This is a genomic window from Parashewanella curva (assembly GCF_003675895.1).
Lineage (GTDB): Bacteria > Pseudomonadota > Gammaproteobacteria > Enterobacterales > Shewanellaceae > Parashewanella > Parashewanella curva.
Genome location: NZ_ML014757.1, coordinates 83,288 through 104,622 on the forward strand (window position 1 = coordinate 83,288; position 21,335 = coordinate 104,622).

A 21,335-nucleotide genomic window follows, 5' to 3' on the forward strand; every position below is an offset into this window, starting at 1 on the left:
ACTATTTAGCCGCAACAACGACTTGTTTTTGCTGGCCTAGACCTTCAATACCTAGCTCAATCACATCACCTTCATTTAAGTATACTGGTGGAGTTTGACCTAACCCAACTCCAGGCGGGGTACCAGTTGAAATCACATCACCTGGTTTAAGGCTCATAAACTGACTTAAGTAACTTACTAGGAAAGCAGGCTTAAATACCATAGTGTTGGTATTACCGTTTTGATAACGCTTACCATTAACTTCTAGCCACATAGGTAGATTACAAGGATCTGTCACTTCATCTTTGGTCACTAAGTAAGGACCGATTGGACCAAAGGTGTCGCAACCTTTACCTTTATCCCACTGGCTACCGCGCTCAAGCTGAAAGTTACGCTCTGAAACATCATTACATACACAATATCCAGCGATGTAATCCATTGCATCAGCTTCATCAACGTATTTACATTCCTTACCAATTACAATCGCAAGTTCTACTTCCCAGTCCAGCTTCTCACTGTTGCGAGGTTTTTCAATGTCGTCATTCGCACCAGAGACAGCACTAACAGCCTTAGTAAATACTTCTGGCTCAGGTGGTAATGGCATACCAGATTCAGCAGCGTGATCCGCATAGTTTAAGCCAATACATAAAAACTTGCTTGGATTAGCTACACACGGCGCGAAACGAGTGTTAGCATCTACTTTTGGTAAAGAGTCAAAATCAACACCATCGAGTACGCTTAAATCCGCTAACAATGAACCATCTACATCATTAACTACGCCTTCCAAACTACGTATAGTTCCTTGTGTATCTAATACACCAGGCTTTTCTTGCCCTTTCTCACCAAATCTTAATAGTTTCATTATAATAATTCCTTTCTAGCTCAATTTTTGATTTTCCAAAGCCCCTTGTCAGCATCAAGGTAAACAGCCCCTGTCGGCTAATCTAAAATGCATTCTTTAATTCGCCCAACCACCATCTATTACATGACATTGACCTGTGGTATAAGCAGAGTCATCACTGGCTAAATACAGTGCGAGTTGCGCAATTTCTTCAGCTTTACCAATACGCCCCATTGGTTGACGAGCAATAAATTCAGATAGCGCTTTATCGTAGTCACCCGTGCTAGCGAGACGTTCATGCAACGATGGAGAATCTACAGTACCAGGGCAAATAGCATTACAACGGATACCTTGTGTAATGAAGTCAGCTGCAACCGATTTTGTTAAGCCTACGACTGCCGCTTTTGAAGCGCTGTAAGCGAAGCGATTGGGTACGCCTTTAATTGAGCTGGCTACTGATGACATATTGATGATCGAGCCACCTTTATTTTCCAACATATTAGGCAAAAAAGTGCGGATCATCTGATACATGGCTTTGGCATTTAAGTCGAATGCAAAATCCCACTGTTTTTCGTCACAATCTAAAATTGAACCATTTGGAACAACGCCAGCGCAGTTGAATAAAACATCTGGTGTTGGGATTTCACAGGCTAATGTTTGAATAGCATCAAAATCAGTCACATCAAGTTTGTAGTTAGTGATATTTGGATGCTCAACTAATAACGACTCATTAATATCAGTGGCAATCACTTTTGCCCCTTGCTCTGCAAACAATAGCGCTGTAGAACGCCCTATTCCCTGAGCTGCAGCCGTTATTAGTGCAACCTTTCCTTCTAATCGATTGTTCATTTGATACCTTCTAACTGATAAAACTTAGCCGCATTAGCGCCCATGACATGCTCAATTTGCTGTGCAGTAAACCCAGAACGTTTGAGCATTGAAAAACTCATTGCGCTCCATCGCTCATAACTTGTACTTGATAAATTAATTACCGGCCAGTCACTTCCCCACATTAACCGTTCATGCCCAAAGCTATTACACAGTAAATCAACATAAGGCTGAAATAAGCTCATTTCAGAGTATTTAGGTGCTTCAGTTACTAAGCCTGATAATTTGCAATAAGCTGATGTTTCTTCAGCTATGCGTGCCATATTTGCAGCCCAAGCAGAAAATTCCTGTTTAGTGATATTGGGCTTGGCACCGTGATCAATAACCACTTTTAATTTAGGGTATTTTTCGAGCAACTTATGTAGATTGTCGAGATGTTGAGGCAGAACTAGAGCATCAAATGTTAAATCCAACTCTATAAGCTCATTGAAAACTTTTTCAAAAGCAGGATTCAACATCCAATCAGGATCTTCAATATCCTGAATCATCGGGCGAACGCCTTTAAAATAATTATTTGCTTTGAGCTTACTTAACTGCTGAGGTGCGGTTTCATCTTCAAAATCAATCCAGCCTACAACACCAGCAACAAAAGGCGTTTTTTCTGCAATGTCTAACAAAAATAGCGTTTCTTCTACTGTTGGCGCAGCTTGAACCAAAATGGTTTTATCAATGTCATTTTGCGATAACATCGAAGTGAGATCGGCAGGCATGTAATCTCTGTAAATTGGCTCTAAATCTGAAGTAAGCCAATCGTAGTCGCCACGGCTTCTTTTCCAAAAGTGCTGGTGACTGTCTACTCTCATTGTCATCGTCATTACTTTGCCTTTGGGATAGGTGAAGAATCAGAAATCAAACCTTGCAGGATTAGGGATTGCCAAAATTCAGCTGGAATGTCTGCATTAAATAAATCCAAAGTTGACTGGATCATTTTTGCCTTACCAACCCCAGGAATAACACTGGCAACACAAGGATGAGCTAAAGGAAACTGCAGCGCCGCAGCAGCAATTGGCAGCCCAAACTCATCACAGACAGCTTCAATTTTCGCCACTTTGTTAATGATATTTTGAGGTGCAGGTGCGTAGTTATAATAAGGTTCACTTACCTTACGAGTACCTGTTGCCAAAATTCCAGAATTGTATGGGCCACCAATAATAATCGAACAGTTTCTTTGCTCACATTTAGGTAAGAATGAATGCAATGCTTCTTGTTCTAGAAGCGTGTATCGACCAGCGAGTAAGAAGCAGTCCCAATCGCCGTGTTCTAAAGCTTGTTCGCACACTTGGTATTCGTTAACACCTAAACCAATGGCTTTTATCACACCTTGCTGGCGTAATTCGTCCATTGCTTTATAGCCACCTGTCATCGCTTGGTCAAAAAGCAGCTCGTGAGCATCACCATGAGTGACACTGCCGATATCGTGCATATAGAGAATATCGATCCGATCCAGACCTAAACGTTGAAGGCTGTGTTCAAATGAACGCATTACACCGTCATAGCTATAGTCGTATTCGATATCAAAGGGCATAGTTGAACGAAAACCATGCCTCTCTTTAGCGTAACCAGCAGGTTTTAAAATCCGACCTACTTTTGTAGAAAGCACGTAATCACTTTCACCTCTAGAACGCAGCATATCACCAACACGGCGTTCGCTAAGTCCTTGACCATAATGGGGAGCGGTGTCGAAATGACGAAAGCCTTTCTCCCACGCTTGGTTTAAGACGTCACAGGCATCTTGATCGCTAAGCATTCGGTAAAGATTTCCAACTGATGCACAGCCAAAACCCAAACTATCAACGCGCAAACTCGTGTTACCAATTTTACGTTTATCCAACAGCATCACATCAATTCCTATGAGCTACAGTCTTTTTTTCCATTCTGAACCAGTAGGATACGTGTATTTCTCAACAGATTCATCAAACATCTTGATGCTATAACCCGGCAGTTTGGGTGCAACATAATTACCATTGTCGATTCGGCAAGGATCTTCAAAATGCTCATGAAGATGATCAACAAACTCAACCACTCTATCGGTTAAGTCAGCAGAAATATGCACATAGTCAATCATAGAAAGATGCTGAACGTATTCGCATAAACCAACACCACCAGCATGTGGACAAACAGGCTTGCCATATTTGGCCGCAAGCATGTAAACCGTTAAGATTTCGTTAATACTGGATAAACGACAAGCATCAATTTGTACGACATCAAGCGCATCATTTTGAATAAACTGCTTAAAAATAACACGATTCTGGCAATGTTCACCGGTTGCAACTTGAATGTCGTTAATGCCTTCTCTGATCTTTTTGTGACCAAAAACATCATCAGGACTTGTAGGTTCTTCGATAAACCAAGGCTTGTAAGGTGCTAATTCATTTACCCAATCAATAGCTTGTTGCACTTCCCAAATTTGGTTGGCATCAATCATCAATTTAACATCATCGCCAATGACTTCTCTTGCAATGCGGCAACGGCGAATGTCATCTTCAAGCGACACACCTACCTTTAATTTGATGTGCTTGAAACCTTGGTCAACGGCCTGCTGGCAAAGATTAGCCAATTTTTCATCGCTATAGCCTAACCAACCTGCCGAAGTAGTATAAGAAGGATAACCATTTTGCTCTATTTCACGAATGCGATTTTCTTTAGTAGCCGCATTGGCCTTTACAATAGCTAACGCTTCTTCTTTTGTTATTGCATCAGTTACATATCTAAAATCGAGACAATCAACAAACTGTTCTGGTGACATATCAGCCAATAAACGCCAAACAGGTTTGCCTTCTTTACGCGCCCACATATCCCAAATGGCATTCATAATTGCGCCAGCTGCCATGTGGATCACCCCTTTTTCAGGGCCTAACCAACGTAATTGACTGTCTGATCTTAATTCATCATAAAACTTACTGATATTAGCAATAATGTCATCAAAGTCGTAACCAACAACAAGGTGTTCCATCGCTTGAATCGCTTGGCAACACAGATCATTACCACGACCAATGGTAAAGACTAAACCGTAGCCTTTATCACCCTGTTCAGTTTCCAGTACAACATACGCCGCAGAATAGTCTGGGTCTTTGTTGACAGCATCAGAGCCATCTAAATTTTCAGACGTTGGGAATCGAACATCCATTGTCTTAATTGAGCTTATTTTATTTGTCACGCCGCCCTCGTTTAAATATAAAATAATATTTCACATGCAAAACTACCAAACTATGTAACTTCGAGCAACCTTTAGACTACATAAATTCAACTTATCTTATTTATATCTCTTATCTACAAAGGCTTTAGCGTTGAATTTAAATAAAATTTTCTTTGATTAATTTCCCTATAACCAACTGAAAAGATACGAAAACAACACACCACAATAATCAGTTTAAATATGGAACAGCGTTACATATGTTGAATGTTGTACATTTATAGAGCATATTGTTACCCGAACGTTAAATGTTAACAAAACAAAAACACTTTACGTTAACGTCAACATTGAGAGGGAGTTGAAAAATACGTTCTCTGTTTAAGGAAATAAACAGGTATCAAAAACGGATATCACTCAACAAACAAAAGAAGAACATTATGAGTAACAAGAACAACTCAATTAAGAAGTCATCTAAGTCTAAACTAGCAAGCTCTTTGATTGCTGCAGGTGCATTATTGGCAATGAGCCAAACAACGACAGCAGCCATCCCACCTGAAGTACAATGGATGCAAGATGCAAAATGGGGTATTGGTCACCACTATCTAGCTGGCGGTGCTTTGAATGAAGCTTGGTATAACATCCAAGATTATAACGAGTGGAATAACTACGTTAACGAATTTGATGTAGACGCTTACGCCGATTTAGCAGAAAAAATGGGGGTTAAATACGTTATTTTCACCATTGGTCAAAACCGTGGATATATCTCAACTACAAGTACTGTGTATGATCAACACTCACCTGCCTGCCCTTCAATAACAGAAGGGTGTCAAAACCAACCTGGTACTAACCGTGCCGACTATACCCCTGATCGTGACTTAATTTTAGATTTAGCTACAGCACTTGATGCAAAGGACATCAAAACCCTAGTCTATAGCCCATACCACGTACCAAATCGATGGACAGGTCAACCAGCTAATACCACACAAGCACAAAAATGGTTTATTGAAGATTTTTTTAGTGAAAAAGCTTTAGCATGGGGCGATAAGGTTTCAGGATGGTGGATCGATGGTTATTGGCAAGTTTTAGCCAATGAGCAAAGCAACGATTTCCCTATTGCAAGGAAAATCCTTGAGTCTGCAAAAAAAGGTCACCCTAACCCTATTATCACCTTTAACCGTGGAACTAACATTGCTTTCACATTCAACACAGATACGCCAGTAGCCAATATCACGGCTGGAGAATATAACGAGTTACCGCCAGTACCTGCATCTGGTGAAGTCATTGGCTATGGTGGAAAGTCAGTACTGTGGCAAAGTTTCACTTTCTTATCACAAAAAGATCCTATTTTTGCAGGTTGGGGACAGGTGACTGAAAACCTCAGATATACAAATGAAACGGTTGCTAATCGTGCTAAAGCCATTTCTGATAATGGTGGCGCTAGCACTTGGGATACGGCTATCAACCCGAATGGCACCTTCCCTGTCGATAAAATCGTTCAACTACAGTATATCGGTAATAAATTAGGCACGACCTCTGATACAACCTACTCTTCACTCGAAATCGTGAACAATGACGATAGTCGAATCAACTACAGTTCAAATGGAAATTGGTTCGAAGTCGAAAATAGAGAAACGGGCGAATTCAATCAAGATATCCATGCAACACGTGACAACGGTGCTTATTATACTTACGAGTTTACTGGTGAAAGCATTGTTGTGGCGACGTCTAAAGCAAAAGACCAAGGCGATATTGAAATATTCATTGATGGCGTTTCTCAAGGCGTACGCTCAACCTATGATGGAAACAACTTTAGACAAGTTCAAGCAATCATTTTTGAAAAGCACGATTTAGCGCCGGGCACACACACATTAAAAGTTGTGAAACGCTCAGGTGAATACATGCTTGCAGACGTAGTATTGTCTAAAGGCGAAAGCTCAACAAGCAATCGTATAAACAACACCAGCGAGAGCATTCAATACGAAGGTAATTGGGGCACGAGCTCAGGTCGTGGGCACGGTGATTTTGACGATGATGTTGCCTACACGACAACGAATGGTGATTCTTTCTCATACACCTTCACAGGAAACAAGGTTAAGTACATTGCCCCTAAAGCAGTAGACCAAGGTGAAGTTGAAATCTTTATTGATGGTCAATCACAAGCAATTGTTGATACCCATTCGGTCGATAGACAAGTCAAACAAGTGCTCTTCGAATCTGCTGAGCTAAGCAGTGGTCAACATACAATAAAAGTTGTGAAAAGAAGCGGCCAGTACATGCTTGTTGATGCGTTAGACGTTGAAAATACGTCATATAACGAACTCAACAATGATGATCCTCGCATTTCATACACCGGCAACTGGGGCACAAGCAGCGGTCGCGGTCATGGTGATTTAGCTGATGATGTTAGGTACACCACGCAAAATGGCGATAAAATGAGTTTCACCTTTACGGGTACTGCAGTTAAATTCATTTCACCTAAAGCGATTGATCAGGGAAATGTAGAAATTTTTGTTGATGGTGTCTCCCGTGGTGTTGTTAATACATACTCTGTCGATAGACAGGTGCAACAGGTTATCTTCCAAGTGACTGATTTACCTCAAGGTGAACATACTATCGAGGTTTATAAGCGTTCTGGCGATTATATGCTTGTTGATGCTGTGCAGTATAAATAAAATGAATCCCTAAACCCGAATTCAAGTCCATAATCGCAAGACTATGGACTTGAAAATAATATACTCGTGACACTAATCACTCATTTTTAGTTTAATTTACAACCTCTGTGATCTTTACTATTTAAATAAGTAACATCATTAGTAGAAGGTTCAAATTCACTTACGTCAATCGTTTTGGTGTTGTTTTCCGATTTTGATTTGAAGAACTGATACAACACTTGCTCGTCAATGAGCCCTGAATTATCAATCACTTCAGCATCAGGAAATTGATTAGCCGAACCAACTAAACGAGGAAAGCCATCTCCTCCAGCGGCATTGAAGCCCGGAATGGTAAATGTATAAGACTCATTATTATTGAACTTCTTGCCATTGATTTCAGATATTTTTGCAGTTTTTATTTTACAGTTCACACTCATTTTTAAACCAACAAGTTGAGCGTAAGCACCCGATTCAATCTGATTAGATGCTACTTTACCAAGGTAATCAGATAAATCAGTTCCACTCATTGTGACTTTATAAACTTCGTTTCCGAATGGCTGAACCGTTAATACATCGCGATATGATACATTTCCTTTTTCAATAGAAGCACGCACACCACCGGAATTCATTATGGCAAAATCAGCACCATGAGCCTCTCTATGCGCAGTGGCAATAAAGTGACCCAGATTAGTTTGTTGAAAACGAACAATTGAGCGCTTACCTTCTAATCGTTCACTGATCTTAGCGATGTTTACATCCAGCTTTTCTTGACCTTTTTCCTGATAAGGCTGCAACTTAGCTTTCACCTCTGGATCAGGCTCAATGTAATCTTCAATAAATTTACGCTTACGATATGAATCTTGTTCCGTTAGGTTTACAGGTATCAGTTGATATTCAGCAAGGTGTAACTTACCGTTGAAATATTCAAAATCTGCTCGTCCAATGTATTTACCCCATTCATACGCTTGCATGATGAAAGTGCCATTTTGAATATCTGGAGTACACTTTTTACCGGGCTTAAAGTCTGAATAACGGTTCGAATACGGCTCCATACAAACAGGATTCTGTGAGTGTCCACCAATAATTGCTTGAAGATCGCCCTTGTTTAGTCCTCGAGCGAGAGAAACATCACCGGGAGCATTACTGCCATGTTTTCCAATAATAAAGTGACCCATGTGGGTTACAGCCATAATAAGGTCGGCTTTATTTTGCTCTTTAATTTCTTTAATAACCTGTTTGATTTCAGTTAGCGGATCAGTAAAAGTCAGGCTGGCAATAAACTGTGGGTTACCAAGTTTGGCTGTATCCTTTGTTGTCAGCCCAATCACTGCAAGCTTCAAATTACCTACCGTAAATATTTTATAAGGTTCGAAATAACGAACCAATTCATTGGTATCCGAATTTTTTTTATAAATATTGGCCGAAAGCATTGGGAATTTAGCAAGCTCTCTCTGCATATCAAGAACACTAAGCTCGTTATCGAACTCATGATTTCCGACGGCCATAGCATCGTATTTCATCAAATTCATGCCGATAAAATCAGGCACCGCATCTTGCAGATCAGACTCAGGAACGCCTGTGTTAACATCCCCCCCCGAGAGCAAAAGTACTTGGCTACCTTGTTGGCTTACTTCATCTCTAATGGATTTAATTAGCGATGCTCTGGCCGGCATTCCATATTCGTTATGTTTATTGTGCCAAAAACGACCATGATTATCGTTTGTGTGCAAAATAGTAAACTTTAAACATTGATCACCATAGTCTTCACACTTTGGCACATCATTAGCTTGATGGTGTTTAAAACCTAAAAATAACACAGAAAAACAAAAGGATGCAGCGACAAACCCTTTAACCAATGCGGTACTCATATAATGACCTTTCTACTTTTAATTTTTATAGAGTATTTAGAAAGCGACACCTTATCAGTAACTCACAAAAGCGCAACATCAAAAGTAAAAATCTTGTTAGATTCGTGAACTAGATTACTTAATTATTATGAACTATAAAAGAACAGCCTGTTAATATTCTATTTCCCAAGCATGCGATTCAAAGTATCATCTTTACTAAAAAAATGATGCTTGATAACAGCAGAAATATGGATCAAAAAGATCATGGCAAGTGCCCACATTAAGAATCTATGAATCTCTTTACCTATTTCTGCAAGTGAGTGATTTATCGCAATAGCTTTATGTGTAGCAGAATCAATATTTGATGACACTAAAACATGCCCAAAAAAGGCGATGCCGTGTCCACTCGCTGCAGACATCAACATTCCTGATATCGGAAAAAGCAAGGTGATAATGAGTAAAGCATAATGAACAGTTTTGCTTGCCAGTTTCTCATAGCCCTCCATTGGTGTTGCAGGAGGAAACCACCCTTCTTTTAATCGCCATAAAATTCGCATACAAGAAAAACATATCACCAATAAGCCAACAGATTTGTGTAAAGGATAAAGTGAATGGGCTTCAAAAGTTGTCATGTACCAACCAAGTAAAAGCATTCCAATCATTCCAAAACCAACTATCCAATGCATAAAAATGGTTAATTTAGAAAGTTTATAATTCATAATTTCAACTGCTGTGTTGTAATCACCTCTTTGTAATAAACACACATAGATAAGTCAATGAACCTAGGTTGAACAGCTTTACTATACACAAAAATCATACAATTCATTTAAAGTTGTCTTTCATTTATTAAGACTAAATAACTTGAAGATTAAACCTCACCCAAATCACTGTTATAGAATTCCAATGCAAAGTTAATCTTGAGACACTTATAAAAAGCAAAAAACATAGAGTTATATTATGCAAGTTCTCGCTGAAACTAGCCAAGTAACTGATGCGTATTCTACTTCCCTAGACCAACAAAACGCTATCGAAACCGAACCTGACAATCAATTGGGTAAAGAGCTTATAAAGTCTTGCAAAGCGGGAGATAAAAAAAAACTAAGTAAACTGATACCCACGCTTGAAAAAATCGACCAACTTATCGCATTTACAGAAAGACCAAACAGTCAAGGCGATGCTTTCACTTTAATACACATCGCCTGTCACTTTAAACAAATAGAAATTGTGCAGTTGTTAATTAGGCAAGGGGCAGATATTGAGTCGAAAACTAAGCTTCACGAGTTAACACCATTACAATTAGCATGTAGTGATGGGACAATTGAAATCGTCAATTACTTACTTAATCTTGGGTGCCAATTCAACACTACTAGAAAAGAATCGGGAGAAACACCTCTAATTCTATCAATCATTAAAGGTCAATTAGATATCGTTACAACACTACTTCAACATGGTGCAGATCCCAATCTCAAGCTGAATAATGGGTTTTCTCCACTTGATGTTGCCGCGCAATACAAACGTGCCGACATAACAAAACAACTGTTGCTCCATGGTGCTGAAGCTAACATTACCAATGAATCTTTTAGCCAAAGTGCCCTGATACAAGCCATTGATTACGACGCTTTTGACACTGCGACTTTATTAGTCAGTTGGGATCCTGAGGTCAAAGAATTTCGTCAAACAGATATTGAGTTTGAATCACCTCTTGAAGAACTTCTACGCTGGTTATTTATTTGTTATCAATACAATGCGCTAACTTATTTATTCTCAGAAGGGTTAGTTGACCACAATCAAAAAATTAATAAGCACTCATTGCTCTTTTATGCCGTGAAACTTAATTTTCTGAAAATGGTGGAATATCTGTTAAACAATAACTATAACGTAGATGAACGTCATGAACATGATCAAACAGCTCTTCATATCGCAGTAAGGGAAAGGCTTTTTCCTATCTGCGAGCTTTTGCTCGCGCATAAAGCTTCAGTTGATGTTCAAGATGAAGATGGATATTACCCCCTACACGCTTTACATACACATACTTCAAATTTAAAAGCTTGGATTGAATGCCTGATTCCACGAGGAAAAAGCATAGATTCTATGCTTGATTCTTCAGGAAACAGCCCCTTTCACGATGCATGCAAATACGCCAACTTGAAGCTTGTTGAGGCTCTGCTCCCATATGTCGCTAGCGTTGATCATCTCAACGGCTGTGATAATTCTGCTTTATTTATATCATTAGCACATGGTGACTTAGAGATCTCACAGTGTCTCATAAAATCAGGTGCTCACTATAAAATATTAAAGCCAAAATATAAAGCCTCAGCTCTACATGTTTTAGTAAACTTCGTAAATCATTTCATTCGATGCGAAGAACACAAATTACTTGATTTTATTGATTATTTAATTGAACAAGAGTGTGATATAAATGCAATAGACAGTGTTGGTCATACCGCTCTTTCTCTGTCAACTAGAGACCCTAACTTAACATTTGTTGCTAAACATCTTATCGAAAGAAAAGCAAAGGTAACGTTACCTTTGATCGAGGCTTGTTCTCCAATCCATATTGCTTCTCATAATAACTGTGGTGAAACACTTAAATTATTACTAAAACATAGAGTAGATCTTCAGCAGAAGTATAAGGGATACACATGCCTGCAACTTACTTTAACCAAAGAAGAATGCAGCATGGATTGCTTGAAAATTTTATTGAATGACTCAAGAGTGACTGAAAATAAAAAAGCATTATCCCAAGCCTTGCTTGAAGCCATTTATTTCAACCACTTTGAAGCTGTACAGTTGTTGCTAAACGCTGGCGCAGATATTAACTATGTTGACGAAACTCTTGCATCACCGCCATTAAACGCAGCATTAAATGAAGGGCATGATGAAATTGGTATGTTTCTAATTAAATGTCCTGATATAGACGTTACAAGACCAAGTCAAGGAGGATTTACAGCCTTACAGGCTATCGCAGCCCTAGGGAAAAATGAAATACTCAAACTAATCCTAGAGCAACTGCACACCAGAGAGCAATTTCAATGCGGAACGGGGCTTTTAGTACAAAATGCTATATTAGAAAATCACACTGAAACGGCTTTGATATTACTAAATGCGAATCCATCATTAGCTGAACACATTGACAGGGATAGAGAATGCATATGTCTCCATGTTGCAATAAAAAACAGACTTACTTTAGTAATAAATAAGCTAATAGAGGTGTACCCAGAAGCGGTACACTTAGTTGATAATAACGATAAAACCGCATTGGATCTTGCTACAGAAAATAAATTAGATAAAAAGACAATAGCATTATTAAAGAAAACAGCTATGAAATTTCCACCTAAGCATGATGCTATGCATGCAACGCCCAGCTCAAAAAGAACTCAAACCACTTTCAAAAAAAAATGGTCATTTAGAAAAAAACGAAGCCAGCAAGAAGCAAGAAAGCATGAAGCCTCATCGTCAACAATAGAAACAGAATTATAAATGCCTGCTTTATAAAATTGCAGGCATTTATTCATATTAAAACCAAAATCTAACTTCTAAGGTTCTTAATGACTAAGGGCATTTTCTTATGTAGAATCCAACCCGAAATGACTATTGCTACAGCATAAGGCACAGCTTGTTGCCATTGTTCAAACAATAAATGACCGATACCAAGCAATAGTGAATAAATCATCGCAATACTTGCTAAGCAAGCAATGGAGTTATCTTTCAAGCCGGATGACAATGGCGTGATACCCGTCATTTCACGTACTTTCTTCCAACCGGGGCCGTGAACTCTCAAACGTCCATAAAACTTAATGGTTTGCTCTGTAGGCTCTTTTGATGAAGTTAGTAAGGTCACAATTATCGTTAATATTACCGTTGCTATCGCAGTGCAAAGCATTCTTACCGCAAACCAACGCTCCTCACCTACATCTGGCAAAATAAACAGTAAAGCGTTACCCACAATCGCAGCGGTCACTAAAGCGGTAATTTCCGAGTAAACATTAATCTTCCACCAATACCAACGAATCACCTGAACAAAGGCAAGCGGAATAACTACCACAGCAATATATTCATAGGCTTGAATAATACTGGTAACCATAGTTGTCACAAATAATGCCACAATAGTTAATAAAAGCATGCTGATCCGTGCGGCTTTTACATAGTGTTCTTTAGGTTTGTCTTTAACCAAATATGGCGAATAGATGTCATTAACTAAATATGAAGATCCCCAGTTTAATTGAGTATCTAGAGTACTCATAAACGCCGCTAACAATGATGCAACCATGACACCTTTCAAACCAACCGGTAGAAAAGAATCAATCATTCTAGGATAGGCTTGCTCTGGATCAGCAAGATTAGGGAAATAGATGATCGAAGCGACACCTACAATAATCCAAGGCCAGCTTCTTACCACTAAATGACAGAAAGCAAACCAATACAAAGATAAAACTGCATCTTTTTCACTTTTAGATGCCAAAGTTCTTTGTAAAAAGAAACCAAAGCCCGGTGCGTAGTTCCACCAGCCAATGGCAAGCAAAATAAAGAAAGTAGCCGTTTTTAAATCCCAACCAAATTCAGGAAAGAATCTTAATGTTTCGCTATCAAAGTTAGGTGTTGCTTGTAACGCAGTAACGATTCCACCTTGGTCGCCAAGATCAACATACACCAAGAATGCCAATGCGATTGAGCCAATGATCGCCAAACCAAATTGAATCAAATCGGTATAAACGACACCATACAAGCCAGATAATGCCGTATAGCCAACCGCAGCCAGTGCTAATCCGACTAAAACCACATCCGTTGCAGTAATTCCACCAAAAATCGGTACGTTAAATAAAGCCTCATTTGAGAAGCCAAGGATAACACTAATGATATCAGACATGGCTAAAGTAACTGAAGCAATAATGATACAGTTAATGAAGACACCATCAAACAAAGCCTTGAATACTCTTAAACCATCCGTTGCCTTACTTTTATCATAACGTTGGGAAATAAATTCGATTTCAGTGATAGCTTCACTTCTCCGCCAAAGGTTTGCAAAGAAAAATACTGAAACTAAAACACCAATAACTGATACCCACCAGATCCAGTTTGCATAGATACCTTGCTCTCGCACTACACCAGCAACAAAGAGAGGGGTATCAGAAGAAAAGGTTGTGGCAACCATTGAGGTACCAGCAATAAACCAAGGAAGAGAACGGCCAGCAACAAAGAAATCTGCGGTACTTTCACTGGCCTTTTTAGTGAAGTACATCCCAATAGCTATGGTTGCAACTACATATAATGCAACGATTAACCAGTCAATTAAAGTCATAATTATTATTCTGTTATCTTAAAACTCATCCTGATTACCGACAAAGTTCAGCTAACTTTGTTGTCACTCTTGCGAAGGCAGGAGTCCAGCGTATCTACTTTCTCTAAAGTAAGTCACTGGATACCTGCCTTCGCAGGTATGACGGTATCCAAGAGCTAATATTTGGCTGAGCTTGATAAATAATCAAGAACCCCTTGAGCTGTACATCATGTACAGCACTTTTTGAAACATACGATTAACGTAAACCGTAACTATCAAACTTATTCCAAGTCTCAGTCATATCTATAACCTGACCTGTTTTTCTTGCTTCATCTATCTTTATTGCAGTTAAACCAGCCTCAAGCGCATCAATAATTGAAACGGGTAATGACGCGCCGGTTTCAAAGTAAGCCGTCCAATCGGCCGCCATTTGCTCTTCTGCACCATAGTGCATAGAAATGCTGTCATCATGCTGATATTCAATATCGGTGATTTTTTCTGAGCTTACAGCATCGTGAACTCGATAATAGTTACGAACAAAATCCCCTTCAGCCATACCTTTTGTGCCAATTACACAAAAGTGACGGAATTCATCTGGAGTATTTAGGTTCGTGTGGAAACACAAATTAGTTCCATTTTCGTATTCAAGCAATGCAGTTTGATTATCAATCAAATCACCATCACCTGTGAACACGCTGTCTACACCTTGCCAGCGTGACTTCCTTTCATGATAAACATCTTCCTTTTCCAGTTCTGAGTGTTGTGAGTTGAAGAATCTTCGGCTACCAAAGCTTGCAATTCTTTTTGGCCTTGAACCGATCGCACCTTGGTAAATATCGATGTCATGGCAGCATTTTTCTAGCAAAAAACCACCTGACAATTCCGAGTTGCGTCGCCAGTCACGCATAAAGAATGCACCGTGTTCTGGAGCGATATGCTCAGATGCTTCAACACTCATAATTTCGCCAATATCGCCTGCGCTAAGACTTTTCTTCAAGTCTTTATATAAAGGCGCATAACGAAGCACCATGCCGACCATAATACTATCTACAGCATCGTATTTTTTAATTAAGGCTAATAGGTCAAAAGTTTGCTCTTCAGAAATAACAACTGGTTTTTCAGTAAAGATTTTTACTCCCGCTTCTAACCCCATACGAATGTGCTCAAGATGCAGATGGTTAGGGGAACCAATCATCAGTAAATCAAGCTGTTCATTAGCAAGCATATCAGATAGTTGATCGTAGCCTGTCATGTGAATGTTATGCTCTTCCATATAGCTTAATTTAACCGAAGAAGGATCGGCATAAGCAACCAACTCAAAGTTTGGGATTAACTCTTGCATTACTTTTGCAACATAGCTCAAACGGTCACCCAGACCACATAAACCTACTTTCATGAATGAAATCCTTTAAAAACGCGAGAGTGATGAGAATAGAAGAATGACAGATTCATACAACTCTCCTGTCAAAAAATAAAAATTTTATACAGAAAAAACCATACCGCCACATTAAAGCGACGGTATGATTTCAGGGAGTTAGAACTTGTAACTAACACCTAAATTGATCTTACGACCAGTTTGACCAAGCGATAATGGGCGTGTGCCATTCGCAGGTGAATCAATTGCAGTTGCATAACGCTTTTCTTGCTCGTCAGTTAAGTTAACGACTTCGAAGAAACCAGTTAGACCGTCAGCAAACTCATAGCTTACAGATAAATCAAACTGACCATAAGCTTCTGCATACAGTTGACTTGCGCCAAAAACATCAGTTGGATCGATTAAGAAATCATCTCTCCAAGAGTATGCTAAGCGAGCTTGCAGTGCATCTTTATCATAGTAAAGTGCAGTGTTAATGCTGGTATCAGATACGCCAGGGAAAGGTACCTTATCACCATTATTCAACTTAAGATCTGCACTCACTTTTGTTAAATTAACAATGGCACCTAAACCATCAAACGGTTCTGGTAAGAAAGTAAAGGCTTGGCTATAACCAATTTCAAAGCCTTTAATTTTTGCGTTACCTTGGTTATCGGGCTGTCTTACAGAGTTAAACTTAACACCAGCGATAGTCACATCTTTGTTTACAGAACCCACAATGTAATCGTCGATATCTTTATGGAATCCAGCAATAGTGAAGGCGCTCGATTCATTAAAGTACCACTCTAAACCTAAATCAAAATTATCTGCTAGGTATGGCTCGAGACTTGGGTTACCAAATCCAGCGATACGCTGAGTAGCATTAATGATTTTTAGAGAAGGCGCTAATTGTTCGAACTCAGGGCGAGTTAACGACTTAGAATATGAGAAACGACCAACCAAATCTTCGGTAATATCTAACTTAACATTCAAGCTAGGTAATACATTAGTGTAGCTGTTACTGAATGGGAAGTCTGTGATTTCACCAGAAAGCACTGGTACGTTAATTGAACCTTGCTGCTCAAGGGTTAATTTTTGAGACTGACCAGTTACATCGGTATTTGTACGAACTACACGTACACCTGCGTTACCAGAAAGCTTCATATCGCCTACATAGGTATTAACATTTAACTGAGCATAACCAGCTAAGGTTTCTTCTTCAGCAACGAAGCTCTCTAAAGACTGTCTTGCAACATCTATTCCTTTACCTCGTGCATTTAAAATAGCTTGATGGTTAGGGAAAAGTAGCTGTGAAGGCGTTAAACCAGTAAGGCTTCCATCTAAGAAGTTGCTCGGTGCACGCATCGTAGAGTTAGTAATAGCTGTGGCTAGAGCTGGGTTGTTACGACCACCATTTTGACCAAAATATACATCAAACGTCTTTTCACGTGAACGCCAGCGCGCACCTACTTTTAACTCAGAAAAAATGTCACTATCAAAGCTATAGGTCGCATCAAATTTGAATGCGTGCTCGCTATCTTCGTTTTTACGTTTTCTTAACTCTGTTTGTTGAATAGCGTAATTCGCAGCAGATAACAAAGCTGCATCAGTTGCATCTGGAGTGAAGCTGACTGTATCACCATGAGTGGACGCGATACCTTTCACTGTGTGAACGATATTTTTACCATCAGCATTCAAACCATCAACTAGCGAAATTACTGAACGACCAAAATTTAGTTCACCACTGGCATCAGCATAAGAATAATCTGCTTCAAATAACCAGTTCTCAGTGTTGTGTTGGAAATTCAAACCAAAGTTAACACTTTCATCTGAACCGGAACGAATATCTGTAAAGCTCTCAATGTTAGCTGTCGTTGGGAAACGAGTAAATGTGCCACTGTTAAGTTCTGGTTTACAAGTAACACTTTTATCTTCATTTGGTTCAGTATTACAAAACTTAACACCCGCTTGACTTCCAGGAGCTAATGAATAAATTGCACCATATTGGTTAGAGTCGATATCACGCTTAGACACAAGCACATCTGCAACCAACTGAGTATCCTCACCAAGCAACCATTGTAGCGTTCCATTTACAGTTGTACGCTTACGCTCTTCTGTAAATGATTCAGGGTTAGCAGAGAATGGAATAAAGGCACCAGCTAAATCACCTTTTTTATCACTATTTGTGTCAATTTCAGGCGATTTTAAATAACCAAAGGTATTGGCAATATCTTCACGTATATAACGGTCTGAGTAACTTACCGCCGCCATTGCACCAAAGGTTTCGTCATCATTTACCCAGCTATGCAAGCCACTGAATGATGGTTTGGTTTTCTTATTGAACTCACCGTACTGACCGCGAACTGTTGCAGCAGTTGTGGTTCCAAGCTGTAGAGGACGTGCGGTTTTAATGTTAACAACACCACCAATACCACCCTCTACTTGAGAGGCTGAACCGGTTTTGTAAACTTCTAACTTGTTAATAACTTCAGCTGGGAGTACATCGAAGTTAGTTGCACGACCGGTCGTACTTGCAGCACCACCATTCAGTGTTGAGTCAAAAGACTCTGTACCACTTACTAAAGTACGACCATTTACCGTACCACGCACAAAATCAGGACCCAGACCACGAATAGATACGAAGTCACCCTCACCTCTATCACGTTGAATAGCAACACCTGGCACACGTTGTAGGGCTTCTGCCACATTGCGATCCGGTAATTTACCTACATCTTCAGCGGTAATGGCATCGACAAAATTATCATCAAACCTTTTAGTATTCAGAGATTCTGCAACAGAGCCACGAATGCCTGAAACGGTAATTTTTTCGATGTCTTCATTTTTCTTGCTTTTGCTTGCTTCATCTTCAGCAGCTTGAGCTGAAATCGATAAGCTACCTACGATAGCTGCACTGATTACAGTCGAAAGCACTGATCGGCTAAACTTTTTATTCATTATTCTCTTCCATGGTTGTGACTGATTCAAATATTAAACGCTGATTCAATTTTGAAACGACATCGCTTTTTTGACATTTAATTCACAAATAATCAAACATTGATTGACCATAAATCACATTATTTTATATACAAACATAAATTATCGATATATTTTATATACGAAACACCCAGTCACAATCACATACACGTTAACGTCAACGTAACATAAAAATAATGAAATAATAGGAAACAAAGTTCGTATGAATAAAAAGTATACGGCTCCGGCGCTAGAAAAAGGGTTAGAAGTTATAGAGTTACTTTCAAAATACCCCAAAGGCTTAAGTCTGACTGAAATATCAAACAAGCTGTCGCGAACAAATGCACAATTATTTCGAATGGTGTCCGTTCTTAAGGAGTTGGATTATGTAGAGTACACACCTGAAGGGAAAATATATCGACTATCACTTAAACTGTTTCGTTTATCACAAACGATCTCACCTACTAATAGATTATTAGATCTTGCTCTACCTCAAATGACTATTTTATCTAGCCAATGCAAGCACCCTTGTTACCTCGTATGTTACTCAGAAGGTCACGGAATAATTACCGCTTATAAGGCTAGTACCGATAACATGGAACAACTCACTTATAATATAGGTAGTAAACTTCCACTTATAAATAATTGTGCTGGACATGTCCTTTTATCGTTTGCATCTTATAATAAGCGTCAATCCATGCTTGAAGCTTACAAAGCACAAAGCAATACAGAAATTGATTTTCAAAAGCTACGTAAACGTATCGAAAAAGTGAAAAAACAAGGATATGAAGCAATGGAAAGCCCTATCTTTTTAAGTGGATTCGATATTGGGTTCCCAATTTTCAGTAGTGATGAAGAAGTGATAGCTGTTTTAGTTATATCAACTCTCACCTATAAAGTTCCAGAGATGAACACCAATTTAGATGAGATAAAAAGAAACCTAGAGTCAACAGTACAACAAATCACTTCAAAATTTGCAGGTGCGGAGGATTAGGAGAAAACGACGCTACATAACTTCAGAACGAATGTAATCATACTGATTTGAAATTTTATCAACTCCCCATTACGGCTTCTCGACAAATGTATATAATGAGCCGTCTGATCACTCACCTGCTGTAATAATGGATAAACTTGAACTGACCTTGCCCATAGATGAAAGTAATTACCAGACTAAGCCAAGTCAGTTGCTAGCATCTTCTTCACAACTCACGCAAGCACAGATAAAGGATGCAATGCATAAAGGGGCGGTATGGTTATACAGAGGTAAGAGTAAACAACGCCTTAGACGAGCAAGTAAGTCTTTATTACCTGAAGATAAATTAGAGTTAAACTACAACTCTCAATTGCTTCAGCAATCTGCGCCAGCACCGTCACTCATTTTCGATGGCGATGTATTTAGCGTGTGGTTTAAGCCATTTGGACTTAACTGTCAAGGAAGCCGCTGGGCTGACCATCTCAGTATTAATCGTTGGGTTGAGTCTAATTTCCATAAATTAACTGGGAAAAATGAACGCCCAGTATTTCTAATTCATCGGCTCGATAGAGCAACCTCCGGACTGATTTTACTTTGCCATACAAAAAAGGCGGCCCGTCTATTTTCTGAAATGTTTCATTCTCGGAAAGTTGATAAACGCTATCAGGCTATTGTTCATGGTGATTTTTCTTCTATACCTATGGAGTATTTAGTTGACCACCCGATTGATAACAAGCCTTCTTCGTCCAAATTTTCATTTGTCGGAAAAAATGAAAAATATTCTAAGGTAGATGTTAAATTGCTTACAGGTAGAAAACATCAAATCCGCAAGCATTTAAGTTTTATAGAATTCCCAATTGTGGGAGACAGAATGCACGGCATAAGTGGAGATGAAGCGAGAGATTTGCAATTACAAGCTGTTTCACTTAGCTTTATTTGTCCATTTACTCAAAAGCTGTATCAATTCAAGGTAGAAGATAGTTTAATGTTGTCTCTTTAGATTATTCATCATGGCTTTGTTGACAAAATCATAAATTGCATAGATATTAATCAATTCTAGCCTTAATGCTGTATAATTAAGTGTTTGGTTTTCAGGGCTGAATATCTATGCTTTTTGAGCTTCAATAATTTATCCATACAAGATTCGCATTACCAATCTTAAGCTCTTTCAATGGATCTTATGTCTATTAGTGTTACAAACTTATAGGATTTGATAGCAATGACATCAAAAACAATTAATAACTTTTGCCCACGCTCAGGAAAGGCGGTTAAAGAGGACTCGTTAACTGAATATCGAGGCTATATTGTTGGTTTTTGCAACCCTAATTGTCGAGATGACTTTGAAGAAAATTTTGAAGACAGACCCAATGACACACAGTATTTTGATGGTATCTTAAGAAAAAAGTACGATAAATAAA

15 protein-coding genes are annotated in these 21,335 nt (G+C 39.0%); 5 read left to right on the forward strand and 10 right to left on the reverse strand.

All coding sequences use genetic code 11. The features are described 5' to 3' along the window. Window position 1: 1 nt before the first annotated feature. The 5 genes from D5018_RS03570 to D5018_RS03590 all read right to left on the reverse strand — a co-directional run bounded on the left by D5018_RS03570 (window position 2) and on the right by D5018_RS03590 (window position 4,865). A complete protein-coding gene (locus D5018_RS03570) occupies window positions 2-841 on the reverse strand; it encodes a fumarylacetoacetate hydrolase family protein (protein WP_121837608.1) in 840 nt (279 codons plus the stop codon). A 96-nt stretch (window positions 842-937) separates the two neighbouring features. Further along, complete coding sequence (locus D5018_RS03575) at window positions 938-1,669, reverse strand: SDR family oxidoreductase (protein WP_121837609.1); 732 nt, start codon at window positions 1,667-1,669, stop codon at window positions 938-940. Beyond that, a complete protein-coding gene (locus D5018_RS03580; RefSeq protein ID WP_207819208.1) occupies window positions 1,666-2,523 on the reverse strand; it encodes an amidohydrolase family protein in 858 nt (285 codons plus the stop codon). Before D5018_RS03580 ends, D5018_RS03575 begins: the two co-directional genes overlap by 4 nt. After that, on the reverse strand, window positions 2,523-3,545 hold the full coding sequence (locus tag D5018_RS03585) for an aldo/keto reductase (protein WP_121837610.1): 1,023 nt from the start codon (window positions 3,543-3,545) through the stop codon (window positions 2,523-2,525). The genes D5018_RS03580 and D5018_RS03585 overlap by 1 nt, the downstream gene beginning before the upstream one ends. 18 nt (window positions 3,546-3,563) lie before the next feature. After that, entirely contained in the window at window positions 3,564-4,865 is a 1,302-nt protein-coding gene (locus D5018_RS03590) for an L-fuconate dehydratase (protein WP_243637372.1), read from the reverse strand. 413 nt (window positions 4,866-5,278) lie between these two features. On the opposite strand from D5018_RS03590, the gene D5018_RS03595 reads away from it, so the two are divergent. Continuing rightward, complete coding sequence (locus tag D5018_RS03595; RefSeq protein WP_121837612.1) at window positions 5,279-7,513, forward strand: hypothetical protein; 2,235 nt, start codon at window positions 5,279-5,281, stop codon at window positions 7,511-7,513. A gap of 86 nt (window positions 7,514-7,599) precedes the next feature. Here the strand turns inward: D5018_RS03595 and ushA are convergent, their stop codons facing one another. Together ushA and D5018_RS03605 are read right to left on the reverse strand one after the other, a co-directional pair. Then, complete coding sequence (gene ushA, locus D5018_RS03600; protein ID WP_121837613.1) at window positions 7,600-9,360, reverse strand: bifunctional UDP-sugar hydrolase/5'-nucleotidase UshA; 1,761 nt, start codon at window positions 9,358-9,360, stop codon at window positions 7,600-7,602. A 158-nt stretch (window positions 9,361-9,518) separates the two neighbouring features. Then, window positions 9,519-10,058 carry a cytochrome b gene (locus D5018_RS03605; protein WP_133309227.1) on the reverse strand — a complete coding sequence of 180 codons (540 nt, stop codon included), beginning with the start codon at window positions 10,056-10,058 and terminating at the stop codon, window positions 9,519-9,521. Window positions 10,059-10,296: 238 nt separating this feature from the next. Here D5018_RS03605 and D5018_RS03610 point away from each other — a divergent pair, with 238 nt between their 5' ends. Beyond that, window positions 10,297-12,819 carry an ankyrin repeat domain-containing protein gene (locus tag D5018_RS03610; protein ID WP_121837615.1) on the forward strand — a complete coding sequence of 841 codons (2,523 nt, stop codon included), beginning with the start codon at window positions 10,297-10,299 and terminating at the stop codon, window positions 12,817-12,819. 49 nt (window positions 12,820-12,868) lie between these two features. Here D5018_RS03610 and D5018_RS03615 read toward each other — a convergent pair whose 3' ends face one another. The 3 genes from D5018_RS03615 to D5018_RS03625 form a co-directional block, all read right to left on the reverse strand. Next, on the reverse strand, window positions 12,869-14,638 hold the full coding sequence (locus tag D5018_RS03615; RefSeq protein WP_121837616.1) for a sodium:solute symporter family protein: 1,770 nt from the start codon (window positions 14,636-14,638) through the stop codon (window positions 12,869-12,871). Between the two features lie 235 nt (window positions 14,639-14,873). Further along, window positions 14,874-16,013: a Gfo/Idh/MocA family protein gene (locus D5018_RS03620; RefSeq protein ID WP_121837617.1), complete on the reverse strand. Its 1,140-nt coding sequence runs from the start codon at window positions 16,011-16,013 to the stop codon at window positions 14,874-14,876. Window positions 16,014-16,151: 138 nt separating this feature from the next. Next, window positions 16,152-18,926 (reverse strand): TonB-dependent receptor, encoded by a 2,775-nt coding sequence (locus D5018_RS03625; protein WP_121837618.1) that lies wholly within the window; start codon window positions 18,924-18,926, stop codon window positions 16,152-16,154. A gap of 241 nt (window positions 18,927-19,167) precedes the next feature. On the opposite strand from D5018_RS03625, the gene D5018_RS03630 reads away from it, so the two are divergent. The 3 genes from D5018_RS03630 (at window position 19,168) to D5018_RS03640 (ending at window position 21,334) form a co-directional block, all read left to right on the forward strand. After that, window positions 19,168-19,938, forward strand: a complete 771-nt coding sequence (locus tag D5018_RS03630; protein ID WP_121837619.1) for an IclR family transcriptional regulator — start codon at window positions 19,168-19,170, stop codon at window positions 19,936-19,938. A 127-nt stretch (window positions 19,939-20,065) separates the two neighbouring features. Then, complete coding sequence (locus tag D5018_RS03635; protein ID WP_121837620.1) at window positions 20,066-20,917, forward strand: RluA family pseudouridine synthase; 852 nt, start codon at window positions 20,066-20,068, stop codon at window positions 20,915-20,917. A gap of 219 nt (window positions 20,918-21,136) precedes the next feature. Continuing rightward, window positions 21,137-21,334, forward strand: a complete 198-nt coding sequence (locus D5018_RS03640) for a YHS domain-containing protein (protein WP_121837621.1) — start codon at window positions 21,137-21,139, stop codon at window positions 21,332-21,334. Window position 21,335: the final 1 nt, after the last annotated feature.

Bases quoted from the DNA above. Each gene is read 5' to 3' on its own strand.
- D5018_RS03570 (WP_121837608.1), bottom strand. From the start codon at position 841: ATGAAACTATTAAGATTTGGTGAGAAAGGGCAAGAAAAGCCTGGTGTA.
- D5018_RS03575 (WP_121837609.1), bottom strand. From the start codon at position 1,669: ATGAACAATCGATTAGAAGGAAAGGTTGCACTAATAACGGCTGCAGCT.
- D5018_RS03580 (WP_207819208.1), bottom strand. From the start codon at position 2,523: ATGACGATGACAATGAGAGTAGACAGTCACCAGCACTTTTGGAAAAGA.
- D5018_RS03585 (WP_121837610.1), bottom strand. From the start codon at position 3,545: ATGCTGTTGGATAAACGTAAAATTGGTAACACGAGTTTGCGCGTTGAT.
- D5018_RS03595 (WP_121837612.1), top strand. From the start codon at position 5,279: ATGAGTAACAAGAACAACTCAATTAAGAAGTCATCTAAGTCTAAACTA.
- ushA (WP_121837613.1), bottom strand. From the start codon at position 9,360: ATGAGTACCGCATTGGTTAAAGGGTTTGTCGCTGCATCCTTTTGTTTT.
- D5018_RS03605 (WP_133309227.1), bottom strand. From the start codon at position 10,058: ATGAATTATAAACTTTCTAAATTAACCATTTTTATGCATTGGATAGTT.
- D5018_RS03610 (WP_121837615.1), top strand. From the start codon at position 10,297: ATGCAAGTTCTCGCTGAAACTAGCCAAGTAACTGATGCGTATTCTACT.
- D5018_RS03615 (WP_121837616.1), bottom strand. From the start codon at position 14,638: ATGACTTTAATTGACTGGTTAATCGTTGCATTATATGTAGTTGCAACC.
- D5018_RS03620 (WP_121837617.1), bottom strand. From the start codon at position 16,013: ATGAAAGTAGGTTTATGTGGTCTGGGTGACCGTTTGAGCTATGTTGCA.
- D5018_RS03625 (WP_121837618.1), bottom strand. From the start codon at position 18,926: ATGAATAAAAAGTTTAGCCGATCAGTGCTTTCGACTGTAATCAGTGCA.
- D5018_RS03630 (WP_121837619.1), top strand. From the start codon at position 19,168: ATGAATAAAAAGTATACGGCTCCGGCGCTAGAAAAAGGGTTAGAAGTT.
- D5018_RS03635 (WP_121837620.1), top strand. From the start codon at position 20,066: ATGGATAAACTTGAACTGACCTTGCCCATAGATGAAAGTAATTACCAG.
- D5018_RS03640 (WP_121837621.1), top strand. From the start codon at position 21,137: ATGACATCAAAAACAATTAATAACTTTTGCCCACGCTCAGGAAAGGCG.